Source organism: Candidatus Marivariicella framensis (assembly GCF_982709265.1).
Genome location: NZ_CEXPNT010000013.1, coordinates 1 through 15,293 on the forward strand (window position 1 = coordinate 1; position 15,293 = coordinate 15,293).

At 29.9% G+C, this 15,293-nt stretch carries 13 protein-coding genes and 1 pseudogene; 6 read left to right on the forward strand and 8 right to left on the reverse strand.

The annotated features are described in order from the left end of the window. Positions 1 to 2,904, reverse strand: a 2,904-nt coding sequence (locus tag AC34EU_RS05855; protein ID WP_489696104.1) for a WD40/YVTN/BNR-like repeat-containing protein, incomplete at its 3' end; no start/stop codon positions are given. Between the two features lie 181 nt (positions 2,905 to 3,085). Between AC34EU_RS05855 and AC34EU_RS05860 the strand changes: the two genes are divergently transcribed. Beyond that, positions 3,086 to 3,922 (forward strand): sterol desaturase family protein, encoded by an 837-nt coding sequence (locus tag AC34EU_RS05860; protein WP_489696105.1) that lies wholly within the window; start codon positions 3,086 to 3,088, stop codon positions 3,920 to 3,922. Here the strand turns inward: AC34EU_RS05860 and hisS are convergent. From hisS to AC34EU_RS05895, 7 genes are all read right to left on the reverse strand, one after another. Beyond that, positions 3,919 to 5,307 carry a histidine--tRNA ligase gene (gene hisS / locus AC34EU_RS05865; RefSeq protein WP_489696106.1) on the reverse strand — a complete coding sequence of 463 codons (1,389 nt, stop codon included), beginning with the start codon at positions 5,305 to 5,307 and terminating at the stop codon, positions 3,919 to 3,921. The two genes, AC34EU_RS05860 and hisS, sit on opposite strands and share 4 nt — an antisense overlap. 25 nt (positions 5,308 to 5,332) lie before the next feature. Next, positions 5,333 to 5,818, reverse strand: a complete 486-nt coding sequence (locus AC34EU_RS05870; protein ID WP_489696107.1) for a DUF6495 family protein — start codon at positions 5,816 to 5,818, stop codon at positions 5,333 to 5,335. Positions 5,819 to 5,872: 54 nt separating this feature from the next. Then, positions 5,873 to 6,322, reverse strand: a complete 450-nt coding sequence (rplI, locus tag AC34EU_RS05875) for a 50S ribosomal protein L9 (protein WP_487534054.1) — start codon at positions 6,320 to 6,322, stop codon at positions 5,873 to 5,875. 12 nt (positions 6,323 to 6,334) lie between these two features. Next, a complete protein-coding gene (rpsR, locus tag AC34EU_RS05880; RefSeq protein ID WP_487534055.1) occupies positions 6,335 to 6,631 on the reverse strand; it encodes a 30S ribosomal protein S18 in 297 nt (98 codons plus the stop codon). A 3-nt stretch (positions 6,632 to 6,634) separates the two neighbouring features. Further along, positions 6,635 to 6,973: a 30S ribosomal protein S6 gene (rpsF, locus tag AC34EU_RS05885; RefSeq protein WP_487534056.1), complete on the reverse strand. Its 339-nt coding sequence runs from the start codon at positions 6,971 to 6,973 to the stop codon at positions 6,635 to 6,637. Positions 6,974 to 7,064: 91 nt separating this feature from the next. After that, positions 7,065 to 9,515, reverse strand: coding sequence for a replication restart helicase PriA (gene priA, locus AC34EU_RS05890; protein WP_489696108.1), 2,451 nt, complete (start codon positions 9,513 to 9,515; stop codon positions 7,065 to 7,067). Positions 9,516 to 9,541: 26 nt separating this feature from the next. Continuing rightward, a complete protein-coding gene (locus tag AC34EU_RS05895; RefSeq protein ID WP_487534058.1) occupies positions 9,542 to 10,456 on the reverse strand; it encodes a YihY/virulence factor BrkB family protein in 915 nt (304 codons plus the stop codon). 83 nt (positions 10,457 to 10,539) lie between these two features. On the opposite strand from AC34EU_RS05895, the pseudogene AC34EU_RS05900 reads away from it, so the two are divergent. The 5 genes and pseudogenes from AC34EU_RS05900 (at position 10,540) to AC34EU_RS05920 (ending at position 15,291) form a co-directional block, all read left to right on the forward strand. Further along, positions 10,540 to 11,012: pseudogene (locus AC34EU_RS05900) on the forward strand (23S rRNA (pseudouridine(1915)-N(3))-methyltransferase RlmH). Continuing rightward, complete coding sequence (gene rdgB / locus AC34EU_RS05905) at positions 10,990 to 11,595, forward strand: RdgB/HAM1 family non-canonical purine NTP pyrophosphatase (RefSeq protein ID WP_487534059.1); 606 nt, start codon at positions 10,990 to 10,992, stop codon at positions 11,593 to 11,595. Before AC34EU_RS05900 ends, rdgB begins: the two are co-directional and overlap by 23 nt. Positions 11,596 to 11,653: 58 nt before the next feature. After that, entirely contained in the window at positions 11,654 to 12,421 is a 768-nt protein-coding gene (locus tag AC34EU_RS05910) for a carboxypeptidase-like regulatory domain-containing protein (protein ID WP_487534060.1), read from the forward strand. Between the two features lie 52 nt (positions 12,422 to 12,473). Next, complete coding sequence (gene purB, locus AC34EU_RS05915; protein ID WP_487534061.1) at positions 12,474 to 13,817, forward strand: adenylosuccinate lyase; 1,344 nt, start codon at positions 12,474 to 12,476, stop codon at positions 13,815 to 13,817. A 4-nt stretch (positions 13,818 to 13,821) separates the two neighbouring features. Continuing rightward, complete coding sequence (locus AC34EU_RS05920; protein ID WP_487534062.1) at positions 13,822 to 15,291, forward strand: GFO_1087 family putative carboxy terminal peptidase; 1,470 nt, start codon at positions 13,822 to 13,824, stop codon at positions 15,289 to 15,291. Positions 15,292 to 15,293 lie beyond the last annotated feature (2 nt).

Genomic DNA, 15,293 nt, shown 5'->3' on the forward strand with positions numbered 1-15,293 from the left:
ATTTTCACTCATCATTTTGTTAGCCATTGCAAGATCACTTTGAAGTTTCGTGAATTCATTCCTATAAGAGTTATAAGTTTCATAGTCTGCCCCCTTCAGAACTCCATCACGAATAGAGTTTACATCAAAATTAATTGGACCATCCAATAATTTATATTTTCCATTAGCTTCTAAATATATGCTAGCACTATACTTTCCAGGAATAGCCATAGGGCCTCCCCAGCTTCTCCATCCTCTTCCCTGCCCTCTTGAAACTCTATCTGGATCAATCGGAGTAGATGAAGAATGTCTTAAGTTCCAAGATATTTTTCGAGTCCCTTTTTTAGCTGGTTGACTTATATTATTAATTATGTTTCCATCTGAATCTTTTATATTAAGCCAAACCATCGATTTTTTTTCATTTTTTTCATCTTCTAAAGCGTCCCATCCAGGAAAAGGAATATTGGAATTTGCTTTGTTTAGCTTACCCTCTTTTTTCATTCTTTTTTGCTTGATGGTAGAAAAGTCTCCATTTAAATGATATGTAAAAACAGCACCAAAAACTGGATTTTCAGCAAAATAATAATCTGCTCCCGTGTTACCCGTAGTGCTTTTTGGATTATACCATTTTGCAGGTCTAGGACTATATAATTTTGCTTCTTTTTTCAAATTATCTGGAGTCATTTCTCTTAATGCACTATAATCATCAAGTACAAAGAAGCCTCTTCCAAATGAAGCAGCAACCAAATCATTTTCTCTTTTTTGAATAACTAAATCTCTAATTCCCATATTAGGCATTCCAGGAAGTCTATTCCATGAATTACCTGAATCTAAAGAAGTGTAAACTCCAGATTCAGTAGCTACAAAAAGTAAGTTTTTAGCAACTGGATCTTGAACCATTCTCCATATTAGAATCCTGTCTGGCAGGTTTCCTTTAATCGATTTCCAAGTAACGCCCTTATCTGTACTTTTAAAAATATAAGGGTTGAAATCTCCTTCTTTATGATTATCTAAACTTACATAGACGGTATTTTCATCATATAAATCAGCTTTAATATCGTTAACAAAACTTCTAGAAGGTATACCTAATTTAGTAACTGGGATTTTCATCCAGCTTTCACCACCATTAGAAGTTACTTGAATAAAACCATCGTCTGTTCCAGCATATATGAGACCTTCTTTTACTGGAGATTCTGATAAGGAAGTTATTGTATTGTAATTTGACATCGCTCCAACATCCCATGCATTATCCCAACTCTGTTGACGTCCCATGATAGGTAAAGTTATTCTCTCCTCATTTCTTGTCAAGTCTTCTGATATTGGGATCCAATCATCCCCTCTATTTTCAGATTTCCAAACTCTTGAAGATGCAAAATAAAGTCTTGATGCTTTGTGAGGACTGACCAAAATAGGCGCATCCCAATTAAATCTTTCAAAAGGATCTCCTAGATCAGGCTGTGGCTGAATCATTATTTGGTCACCAGTAGTTAAATCAATTCGATGAAGCCCCCCTTGTTGTGTTTCAGCATATATAATATCGTTAAATTCAGGGTCAGTTGCAGATTGGTGACCATCTGCTCCAAGAGTTTTATACCAATGCTTATTACTTATTCCTTCTCTTTCATCAGTAGCAGAAGGGCCTCCAGCTGATCCATTGTCTTGTGTTCCTCCAAAAATATGATAAAAAGGCTCATGGTTATTTACCGCAACTTTATAAAACTGTGTTAATGGGAGGTTCTTTATGTATCTCCATGTATCAGCTAAATCGAAACTTTCATAAATTCCAGCATCTGTTCCTATCATTAGGTAATCTGGATCATCTTGTTTAAAAACTAAAACATGATTATCAGAATGCTTTTTTTCTTCTTTTAATTGATTGAATGTTTTCCCTCCATCTTCTGATTTAAGAACTCGAACATTCATCAAATATAATCTGTCAAATTTATGAGGACTAGCATATAGTTCTTGATAGTAATGAGGTCCAGTGGCTCCAGAAACAGTATTTGACATTTTTTTCCACGATTCTCCTTTATTTTCTGATCTGAATACACCTCCTTTTGTTCTATCTAGTTCGACAGCAGCATAAACAACATCAGGATTCTGCGGAGAAATTGCCAAACCAATTTTACCTTTATTGGATTTTGGGATTCCATTATTTAATTTTTTCCAGTTATTACCTCCATCATCTGAGCGGTAAATTGCAGTTCCTGGTCCTCCACCCATTAATGCAGCAACAGTTCTGTGACGATCCCATGTAGCAGCATATAAAGTGTTTGGATCTCTTGGGTCAATTAAAATATCTGTAACTCCTGTCCATTCTTTATTTCCTAGAGTCTGAACCCATGTTTTACCACCATTTTCAGTTTTATATAATCCTCTTTCCCCTCCTTTACTCCATAAAGGACCCTGAGCAGCTACCCATACAATATCTGGATCTGTAGGATGAACTATAATTTTTGATATATGTTCAGATTTTTTTAATCCCATATTCTTCCATGTCTTTCCTTCATCATCAGATCTGTAAACACCATCTCCATAGGCAACATGACGACCACCCACATTTTCTCCAGTTCCAAGCCATATAGTTGATGGATTGTTATTATCAATAGTTACACATCCAGTAGAGTATGAAGATTGCTTATCAAACAAAGGGGTCCAAGTTGTTCCTGCGTTTTCAGTTTTCCATAAACCTCCAGAGCCCACAGCAACATACCATGTGTTTTCTTTGTTTGGATGTATTGCTATATCAGCGATTCTACCTGACAAAAAAGCAGGGCCAATATTTCTAAATTTAAATGCTGATAAATCTATCCTATTTGTAGTTTTTGATTCTTGTTTTTTTTGCCCTCTCTTTTTTTGGGCATTTGTAAATGAAGAACTAAACATAAATAGAACACTAAATACTAATAAACTAAATTTTTTCATTTTATGGTTTTTAATTGGGTTTTAATTTATATTGATATGAACATCAATTATATAGACTATAAAAAAATTAAAAGGTTTAATTTTTAACCTTATCAAATAAATATATAAATTTTTTATGTTTTTATATGAAATTTATTATTAGTAAATTCAAATTGAAAAAAAATAATGATCTTTATACCCTATGGAATTTATTGTTGAATATTTTAATAACATACCCACCCTTCATAGGGCAATAATTCTAGTAGGAGGTATTTCGTTTTTTTGGATTTTAGAAGGTGCTCTTCCCCTTTTTTTATTTAAATACAAAAAATGGAAACATGCCATTCCAAACTTTTTTTTCACAACAACAACAATTTTAATAAACTTCTCATTAGCCTTTTTACTTTTAGCTATTTCTGATTGGGTTGTATATAATAAATTTGGATTTATATATCTTTTTAATCAACTCCCATTAATTCTTGAAGTTTTCATTGCAGTTCTTTTACTTGACTTTTTTGGTGCTTTTCTGGCTCATTATGTTGAACATCAATTTAATTCTTTATGGATGATTCACCTTGTCCATCATTCTGATCATAAAGTGGATACAACTACAGCAAACAGACACCATCCTTTAGAAAGCTTAATTAGATTTAGCTTTACTTTACTAGCAATATTAATTGTTGGAGCCCCAATAGCATATGTTTTGCTATACCAATCCCTTTCTGTTATTTCTACTCAATTTAATCATGCAAATATTAAACTTCCTAAAAAAATCGATAAATTAATAAGCTATGTTCTGGTTTCTCCAGATATGCATAAAATTCATCATCATTATAGATTGCCATACACAGACGCCAACTATGGAAATATATTCTCGATCTGGGATAGAATTTTTGGCACCTATATGGATTTAGATAGAGAAAAAATAGTTTATGGAGTTGATGTTTTTCCAGATGAGAAAAAAAATTCTAAAATAGTAGATTTGTTGAAACAGCCTTTTCAAGTTTATCAAAGGCCAACAAAATCAGAAAAAATTTAAAATTTAGATAAATTTTTTAATATTTTTATCATGTCAACTAATGGATATTCATTTTGCTCTCCAGAAGACATATCCTTAAGAGTAAATTTTTTATTTTTAAGTTCTTCATCTCCAATTATCACAACAAAACCAATATTTTTCTTGTTTGCATAATTTAACTGCTTACTCATTTTAATTTCGGAAGGGTAAATTTCGCAAATAACTCCAACTGATCTTAATTTAGTTAAACTACTGAAAGCAACATCAGAACTGTTCACTCCAAGGTTTAAAAATAAAATTTCTGTATTTATTTCTATATTTTCCGGGAACAAATCTAGTTCTTCTAAAACAAGATATATTCGATCAAAACCAAAAGAAATACCAATTCCACTTATGCCTTTCATTCCAAAAGAACTAGTCAAATCATCATACCTTCCTCCTCCTCCAATTGATCCCATTTTCACACTTGGAGGTCCATCTACCTCGACTATCATACCTGTGTAATAATTAAGACCTCTAGCAAGAGTAAGATCAAAAGACAACTTTACAGATTTCAGAAGACCTACTTTATTTAATTTATCAAAAACAAACCTTAACTCCTCAACTCCATTTAATCCCTCAGGGATGTCCTTAAATAAAAACTCTAAATCAAGTAATATTTTATTAATATCACCTTTTAAAGAAATAATAGGTTTAATTTTTTTTATTGAATCAGCTGAAAAACCCTTAGACAACAATTCGTTTTCAACGCCTTTAAGACCAATCTTATCAATTTTGTCAACTGCAACAGTAAAATCGATTAATTGATTATCATTACCAATTAACTTTACAATTCCTTCAAGAATTTTTCTGTGATTAATTTTTAAAGTTACTCCTTCTAGTTTTAGATCAGAAAATACTCGATCATAAAGTGAAATAATTTCAACTTCTTGCCACAGCGATCTTTCACCAACTATATCAGCATCACATTGACAAAATTCTTGAAAACGTCCATGTTGTGGTCTGTCAGCTCTCCATACATTTTGAATCTGATATCTTCGAAAAGGAAAAATCAAATCATTTTGATTTCCAGCTACATATCTGGCAAAAGGAACAGTTAAATCATAACGTAAGGCTTTTTCGCTCAAAGAATTAGAAAATTCTTTCAAAGAATTATTTTTAAGAGAATTTATATCAGCTTTTTTTAATTTCTCACCAGAATTAAGAATTTTAAAAATTAGTCGGTCTCCTTCATCCCCATATTTGCCCATTAAAGTTGTTAATTTTTCAAATGATGGTGTTTCAAGTGGTTCAAATGCAAAAGATTCAAAAGCTTTTTGCAAAATCATCTTAAGGTAATTACGTTTAGACAACACTTTAGATGAAAAATCTCTTGTGCCTTTAGGAGTAGTTGGTTTTAATGACATAATAATTATCTACAAAACAAATATCTTACTTTTCACTTGATTTTAAAAGTCTTTCATCATACATAATAAATAGTTGACCCTCAGAAATTTGTGAACCCTTTGAAATCAATGAATAAATCTCATTATTTTTATCAGTATTAAATTTTTTAGTTGATTTTAAAACTTCAATATTATTGGAATGTAAATTATTTAAAAGCCAAACTTGACCTTCAGAAGAATTTAAGTTAATTGAAGATTCACTAGATTTAATTATTATTGAATCAATTGAGTTTTCATTACACTTAAAAAGAAAAAGATGAGTTGAGCTAATGTTTTCAATAAATTTTACTTTCTGGAGAATGTCATCCCAGACTAAATCACTAAATAAGTCTAAAATATGATCAACACTTTCTTTTGAACTTATTTTAATCTTATCCCATTGTTTAGAATCAATAGACTGTGACGCCAAGAAAAGAGAAAATTCATCACTAAGAGATTCAAATTGTTCTTTTGTTAATCTAGAGTATTTCAATATTATATATAAAAAAACCCCATAAAATGGGGTTTAAATTTAATTGTTAAGTATTTAAGCCTGAGCAGTAATTTCAAATGGAAATTGAATACTCACGTCTCTGTGAAGGCGAATGCTAGCTTCATATTTACCAGTTCTTTTGATCGATCTTCCTGGGATACTTATGAATTTCTTGTCAACAGATTCACCTTTAGAATCAAAAAAAGCAACTATATCTTGTGAGGTTATCGAGCCAAAAAGCTTATCCCCACTTGAAACTTTAGAAACTAGTTTCATTTCAATTTTCATTAACTTATTACCGAAAGACTTTGCTTCTTTAACAATTTTTTCTTCTTTGAAAGCCCTTTGTTTTAAATTTTCATTTAAAACTTTTTTGGCTGAAATAGTAGCTAAAACTGCTTTTCCTTGGGGAATTAAAAAATTACGGCCATATCCATTTTTTACCTCTAAGAGGTCATCTTTAAAACCTACGTTTTGAACATCTACTTTTAATATAATTTGCATGATATCTATAATTTATTTTAACATATCTGCCACATATGGCATTAAGGCAAGATGACGAGCACGTTTTACGGCAATTGAAACCTTTCGTTGGTATTTTAATGAAGTTCCTGTTAAACGTCTCGGTAAAATTTTACCCTGCTCATTTACAAACTTAATTAAAAAGCTAGAGTCTTTGTAATCAACATACTTAATTCCAGTACGCTTAAATCTACAATACTTTTTTTTATTTGTTGTGTCAATATTAAGAGGAGTTAGATATCTAATCTCTCCTTCTTTTTTTCCACTATTTTGTTCTTCAATTTTTGACATAAATTATGCTTTTACAGTGTTCTTTTTTCTTCTTTTTTCAGCCCATGCTAGAGAGTGTTTATCTAGCTTAACAGTTAGATATCTCATTATACGTTCATCTCTTCGAAAAGAAACTTCTAACTCGTCTATTGTATCACCAATAGCTGTATATTCAAACAAATGATAAAAAGCACTTTTTTTATTTTGAATTGGGTAAGCTAGTTTTTTTAAGCCCCAGTTTTCTTTACTGGTTATGCTTCCACCTTCGGAAATCAGAAATTTTTCATATTTCTGAACTGCTTCCTCTATCTGGGTTTCAGACAGAACGGGATTTAGAATGAAAACAGTTTCATAATGATTCATAATTTTTATTTTAGTCTGCAAAAGTAGTAGAACTCATTTGAACCACCAAGTAATTAGGTTTTTTTCTATATTATTTTTTAAAAATATTATACTAACAAGGATCAACATCAATAATAAATTTTGTGCTTTTAAAAGAAGCTATGCTTTCAAAGCTTTTTTTAGTTTTTTGTAAAACTTTTTTAAAATGCAGTCTAGATGATTTGGTGTCAAGCTTAATAAGTAATTGTTTATGGTAATAATTTCTAACTCTTGCAACTGGAGGATAAACCGGACCTAAAATCTTTCCACGGAAAGACTGACTCAAAACATTCAAAAACCAATCAGAAGCTATTGAAAGTGTTTCTATATTTCTATTTTTTAAAGTTATTCTAACTAACCTTACAAAAGGCGGGTAAGAATGTAATTTTCTATCCTTTAATTCAGAATCAACGAAGGAATTCATATCATTATCAATCACATTTTTAATCACTGGGTGGTGAGGCTGGTATGTTTGAATTAAAACTCTACCCCTTTGATCAGATCTTCCCGATCTTCCTGCAACTTGAGTAAGCATCTGAAAACTTCTTTCATAAGACCTAAAATCAGGAAAGTTGATTAAATGATCTGCATTTATAACACCCACTAAATGAACATTTTTAAAATCTAATCCCTTAACAACCATTTGTGTCCCAACTAAAATTTTTATTTCTTGCGATGAAAACGAATTAATAATTCTATCAAAATCATTTTTACCCCTTGTACTATCCCAATCCATTCGAGCTATAGCTACATTTGGAAAAAGATCATTTAATTGTTTTTCAATTTGCTGAGTTCCAGTTCCTTTAGTAGTTATATTAGGAGAGCCACAGGAATGACACATTACAGGAATAGGTATATTATATCCACAATAATGACATTGAAGTTTACCGCTGTTTTTGTGATGAGTCAATGTTACATCACATTGAACACATTCAGGCATATGTCCACACGTTATACATTCTAAAATTGGAGCATAACCCCTTCTATTTTGAAATAAAATCACTTGTTTATCCGACTCTAAAGTTTTAGAAATTGACTCAATTAAATCAATAGATAAATCCCCTTTAATCTTCTTTTTTTTATGAGCATCTTTTAGATCGATAGTTTTAATTTCTGGCAACTTTACGCCTCCAAATCTCTTTTTCAGATTAACAAAACCATATTTCTTGTTTTTTACATTAATCAAAGTTTCTAGACTTGGAGTCGCAGATCCTAAAATGACTTTCGAATTTGAAATATTTGATAAATAAATGGACGCATCTCTAGCATGATATCTCGGAGCTGGGTCAAATTGCTTGTAAGATGTTTCATGCTCTTCGTCAACTACAATTAGATCAAGGTTTTTGAATGGTAAAAAAAGTGAAGATCTTGCTCCTATAATAACTTTCGCATTGTCAGCCCCTTCGTAAACATTCCTCCAGACTTCAGTTCTCTCATTTAAGCTAAATTTAGAATGATAAACTTGAACTAGACTTCCAAAATAAGCTTGAAATCTTACAACCATTTGTGAGGTAATTGAAATTTCTGGAAGTAAAAACAAGACTTGACCGCCTTTCTCAATAACTTCCTTGATGTATTTCATATATACTGCAGTTTTACCTGAAGACGTAACTCCTTGTAGAAGAACTACTTTTTTATCATTAAACTCCTTTTTTAATGAAACAAAGGCCTTCTCTTGATCAATAGAAAGCTGCTGAAGAGATGCTTCGACTTTTCCTTTATATACAAATCTTTCAATTTTAATATATTTTTCCTCAATAATAAATTTACTCAAAAGTGCTCTAGAAATTGAACTTGACGTATCTGACTTTTTAAAAATTGTTTTTGCACTTATCCATTGATTTTTATTATTTCCTAAGGCAAATAAAGACATTACAAAATCTCTTTGCTTGGGAGATCTGTTTAGGGAAGTGAAGAGCTTTTCAAATGTTTTAGATTCTATGACTTTTTGATTTATTCGAAAAACTCTTTCTGTTTTTGCTTTATATTTTTCTTGAATATTTTGATGAATAATTACAGCTCCCATTCTAACTAAAGGCTGAAGTAATTTAATAGCATTTCTTTTTCCTGAAATTTTTACAACATGTTCAATTTTTAAAACTGACTTTTCTAGAGCCTCATAAACAAGGTATTCTTCGTCTGAAAGAATATTTTTATCAATTGAAAGACTAGGGTTTTTAACAATATTAGTTTCACTCTCCAAAAGCAATGTTGCAGGTATTGAAGCTTTCAGAACTGATCCAACTGAACATTGGTAATAGTCAGCTATCCATTCCCAAAATTCAATTTGAAAAGAATAAACACAGGGTTTATCATCTAAAATTGATTCTATGTTTTTCGCTTCATAAGTTTGAGGTGATACATTATGTTTACGAGCAACTATACCTGTATAAATTTTTGATTTACCAAAAGGAACAGCAACTCTATATCCTGGAGAGATAATTTTAAATTCTTTCTCGTTTACTAAATAAGTAAATGGTTTTGGCAAAGCCAATGGTAAATAAACATCAACAAAAAAATGCATATTCAAAATTAATAAAAGTTCATGTCTTATTCTTTTTTTGGAACTTCATTTTTTAAGCGCATAAGTGTTGCGTTTAACTCAAAACCAAGAAGAAGCACGTTTGAATTTAACCATATGTAGAGCATGAAAATTAATAATGCACCTATTGAGCCGTATAGTTGATTGTATGTGGAGAAATTTTCTATATAAATTCCAAAAAGCCAAGTAGTAAGCATTATCAATAATGTTGTCATCAATGCACCTGGAGAGAAAAACTTTGACTTTCTACCTTCGATTGTTCCAAAGTAATACAAAATAGAAACCGAGAAATATGTAAGTACAATATAAAAAAATGACTGTCCCAATCTTATCCAATCTAAAGTATTTTGAAGCAGCTGTTTAAAATGTTTGTATATGTATATTTCAAAATAGACAGCAAAAACTACAGCTAATAATAAAGTAAATGCTAATAATATTGCAACGCCAACAGAATATAAGTATTGCTTAAAGAAATTTCTAGAAAGCTCAATATGGTATGACTCTTCAAAGCCTGAAAATATTGCACTAACTCCATTGGCTGTTAGAATTACAGATAGTATAAAAACCGAGGACAACAAACCCCCACGAGGTTTATTCTGAATATCTTGAAAAATTTGAGAAAAAAACCCTTGACTATCATTTGGAACTAATAACTCTATAAAGTTTAATAAAATTGAATCAAAATTATTAATTGGGATAAAAGGTATAAGATTTAAAATAAAAAGAAGAAAGGGGAAAATAGCCATGAAAAAACTAAAAGAAATACTTCCAGCTCTTGCAGTAAGAGCTCCCTTTATAATTCCTGAAAAATACATTTCAAGTAAATCAAAAAAAGAAAAACCATTAAAACCTGGTAGTTTAACAGAATCCAAAAGTTCAATTATTGACTTTAATAAGGGAATGTTTTTAAATCGATTTCTCAAAATTCATCTTTTTCAATTCAAATATAACATGGAATTATAGATTTTAAATGTGTTAATTATTTAATCTCCATTATTTTTGTAATATGGAGATCGTACTATTAAACGTAAATAAGACTAAAAGTAATAATCTAAAGAATTTATTGAATGATTACAAGCAAAGGATAGGGCATTATATTTAATTTTCAACTATTAATACTTCTGATAAAAAAAACTCCAAAAACCTGTCTCTTAAAGGAAAAAAGAAAAGGAAGGAGTTTTGATTCAAATAAAATTAAAAAATGGAGATTTGTGCATCTTGCTTGATGAATCAGGTGATTCATTAAGTTCTAATGATTTTGTAAAATTCTTAAATAAAAAAGATGATGCTAATTGTAAAAGAATAGTTTTTGTTATTGGAGGTACATATGGGTTTTCAGAATCTATTTATAAATTAAAAAATCAAAACATATTTTTGTCATAAATGACCTTTACTCATCAAATGACTAGACTGTTTTTTTATGAACAATTGTATAGAGCTAATACTATATTGAAAAATGAAAATTATCACCACACATAAAATGACTCTGGTTTTTGCCACTAACAATCAAAATAAAATAAAAGAAATAAAAACTTTTATTCCAAAGTTCATCAAAATATTAAGTTTACAGGACATTGGGTGCTTTGAAGAAATTGAAGAAACAGGAAAAACAATCTCTGAAAATGCATTTATCAAATCAAGTTATATAAAAAATAATTATGGATATAATTGTTTTTCAGATGACTCTGGACTAGAAGTTGATAAGCTTGGAGGTGAGCCGGGTGTTTTTTCAGCTCGTTATGCTGGTATACCAGTAGATTCTGATAAAAATATTGATTTGATTTTAAAAAAAATGAAATCAATAATAAATCGTTCTGCGCAATTCAGAACATGTATATCGTTAATTACAGAAAATAAAAGTCAACTATTTGAAGGAATTGTAAAGGGTAAAATTATTGATTCTCCAAGGGGAAGCGCAGGATTTGGTTATGATTCTATTTTTAAACCTGATAATTTAAATAAAACTTTTGCAGAATTAAGTTTAAAGAAAAAAAATGAAATAAGTCACAGAGGAATTGCTTTAAAAAAGTTAATTAAATATTTAATAAAACTAAATATATAGATTTGACTTTAAAGACCTTTATATTTGTATTAATCACAATTATATTCGGTATAATTAAATGAAATATTTTTTCTATATAGCATGTTTTCTGAGTTCTTCCTTAATAGAAGCTCAAGATAAAATCAAGATTTTTAAAGGGTCTGTTGAAAACGAGATCACTGAAGCTCCAATGCGAAGTGTTCATGTTATTAATCTTAATAGAGTAATCGGAACAATAACAAATCAGAAAGGAGAATTTGAGATTGAAGCATCTCTAAATGATACTTTGTATTTTTCTTATGTGGGTTATAAACCATTAAAAATATCAGTAACAGGAGATATGATAAAATTTGGAAATTCTAAGTTTAAATTGACTGGCTTAGCTTTTGCTTTAGAAGAAATCATTTTACGTCCATACGAACTTACAGGATATTTAGAAATTGATGTGAAAAATGTACCAATAAATTCAGCAGCAAGGTATAGTATTTCAGGTCTTCCTAATTCTGGATATGAAGCAGGAAACAGAAACAAAGGTGCTATTAGTAAAGCATTAAGTACTTTATTTAACCCTGCAGATTTTCTTCATAATCTGTTCGGAAAAAACCCAAAACAGTTAAAAAAACTCAAACAAGTGAGAGCAGATGATGAAATTAAAAACTTACTGATTTCTAAATTTGACAGGGAAGTTTTAGTTCAACTACTTGGTATTAAAAAAATTGATTTAGAAGAAATTATTCGGAATTGCAATTATTCTGATTTATTTATTAAACAATCTAATGACTTACAAATTTTAGAAGCAATTAGTTCTTGTTATGAAGAATACAGAATAATGCTTGGAACTCAATAATTTAATTATAAATTAAAAGAAATGTATCTTTGTGGACCAATTTATATTAAATATGTTGCTAACAGCATTAAATGCGATTTCTCCTATTGATGGTAGGTATAGGTCTAAAACAAAAGTTCTATCAAATTATTTTTCTGAAGAAGCTTTAATTAAATATAGAGTGCAAATTGAAATAGAGTATTTTATTTCTTTGTGCAAACTACCCTTACCTCAATTGTCAGAATTCAATAACTCATTATTTGAAGATCTTCAAAGTATTTACATACATTTTAGTTCTGATGATGCTTTAGAAATAAAAGAAATTGAAAAAAAAACAAATCATGATGTAAAGGCAGTTGAATACTTTATAAAACAAGAATTTGATAAACTTGATTTACAAGATTATAAAGAGTTTATACACTTTGGCTTAACTTCTCAAGACATAAACAATACCGCAATTCCTCTATCAATAAAAGAAGCAATCAATAAAGTTTATTTGCCTGAATTAGAAGAAGTTTTAACTAAAATGTCTTTGCTTTCAGAAGATTTTAAAGATATACCGATACTTGCAAGGACTCATGGTCAGCCTGCTTCTCCTTCTAAATTAGGTAAGGAGTTTATGGTTTTTATTGAGAGAATTGAAAATCAAAAAGTATCTCTATTACAAATTCCACATTCAGCTAAATTTGGAGGAGCTACTGGTAATTTTAATGCTCACCATGTAGCATACCCAAACATTGATTGGAAAAGTTTTAGTACAAATTTAGTTGAAAAAAACTTTGGCTTAAAACATTCATTTCCAACAACACAAATAGAGCACTACGATTCATTTGCTGCTCTATGTGATTCCTTAAGAAGGATTAACACAATTTTAATTGATTTTAATAGGGATATTTGGTCTTATGTATCAATGGATTATTTTAAACAAAAAATAAATGATGGAGAAGTTGGATCTTCTGCTATGCCTCACAAAGTCAATCCAATAGATTTTGAAAACTCTGAAGGGAACCTTGGACTTGCTAATGCAACCTTTAGCTTTTTTTCAGATAAGCTTCCAATATCAAGGCTTCAACGTGATTTAACTGACAGTACTGTTTTAAGAAACATTGGTGTCCCATTAGGTCATACAATTATTGCACTTAAATCTACACTAAAAGGTTTATCAAAATTATTAGTTAATAAAAATAAAATTCATGATGATCTAGAAAAAAACTGGGCAGTAATAGCTGAAGCAATTCAAACAATATTAAGAAGGGAAGGTTATCCAAACCCTTATGAAGCCTTAAAAGATTTAACAAGGATTAACACCAAAATAACTAAGGAAAGTATGTCAGATTTTATAGACAAATTAAATATAAGTGATTCTATAAAAACAGAACTCAAAGCAATTACTCCCTTTAATTATACAGGAATTTAAATCAATGAAAATTTTAAAACACATACTAATTTTGATTTTGTTTATCAGTTATGGTTGCTCAAAAGATAAAGATGATAATTTAATTGAACTCAGTGATAATCTTGAGATTAGTGATTTTATATGGAAAGGATTGAATGAATTTTATTATTGGCAATCTGATGTTCCAAATCTTGCTGACACTATGATTGAAAATCAAAATACATACACCCAGTTTATATCCCAAAATTCTAACCCTGATTCATTTTTTGATTTATTATTATATTCAGCAGATAGATTTAGCTGGATAGTTGATGATTATGTTGCTCTGGAAAATTCATTACAGGGAATTGTAGCGTCTAACGGATTGGAGTTTGGTTTAACAAGACAATGTAGCGGATGTGATGATTTAGTTGCCTATGTTAAGTATGTTCATCCAGAATCTGATGCTTCATTAAAAAATATTTTCAGAGGTGATTTATTTACGATAGTTAATGGTTTTAATTTAACGATTAGTAATTACAGAGATTTATTATTTAGTGATGAAGCAATGACTTATACCATTACTCTTACTAATTATGAAAGTGGTAGCTTTATTCCAAATGGTCAAAACATAACATTAACCAAAGAGGAGAATTTTGAAAAAAATCCAGTGCATGTTAGTAAAACTATCCAATCTGGATCAATAACTGGTTCAGTAACAGGCACATATAAGATTGGATACTTAATGTATAATCAGTTCGTTTCTAGTTACGAAAATGAGTTAAATGATGTTTTTGCTGATTTTAAAGCTGAAAACGTAACTGACCTTGTTCTAGACTTAAGATATAATAGAGGAGGATCAATTAATAATTGTATCGTTTTATCTAGTCTAATAACTGGTCAGTTTACCGGTGAAGTTTTTTCTAAACAAAACTGGAATTCTAAACTTAACATGTATTGGGAAGAAAAAAAAGAAGATCTGAATGATTATTTTGTAGGTTCACTATCTAGTGGCATGGCGCTGAATAGTCTTAATGTCCAAAAACTATATGTTTTGACATCAAGTGAAAGTGCTTCTGCGAGTGAACTTTTAATAAATAGTTTAGCTTCATATATAGATGTAATACAAATCGGTGACACAACTACAGGAAAAAACGTAGGCTCAATTACCATTTATGACTATATAGATAATGATGGTAATAAGAATCCTAATCATAAATATGCAATGCAACCAATTGTTTTAGCAATCGCAAATAGTGAAGACTTCTCTGATTATACTGAAGGATTAAAACCAAATTATGAATTTAAAGAAAGTGTTTCTCAACTCGGAGCATTAGGAAGTCCAGATGAACCATTATTTTCAAAGGCAATAGAAATAATTAATGGTATTAATTTTGCGGCGCGAACGCCGTTTTATCAAGATAATCTTATTGAAAATAGGGTTATTGACCCTGAAATGGAAAGAGAGCAAAGATTAATTATAGAAATTCCTGGTTTTGGAATAGTTAAAAATTAGTA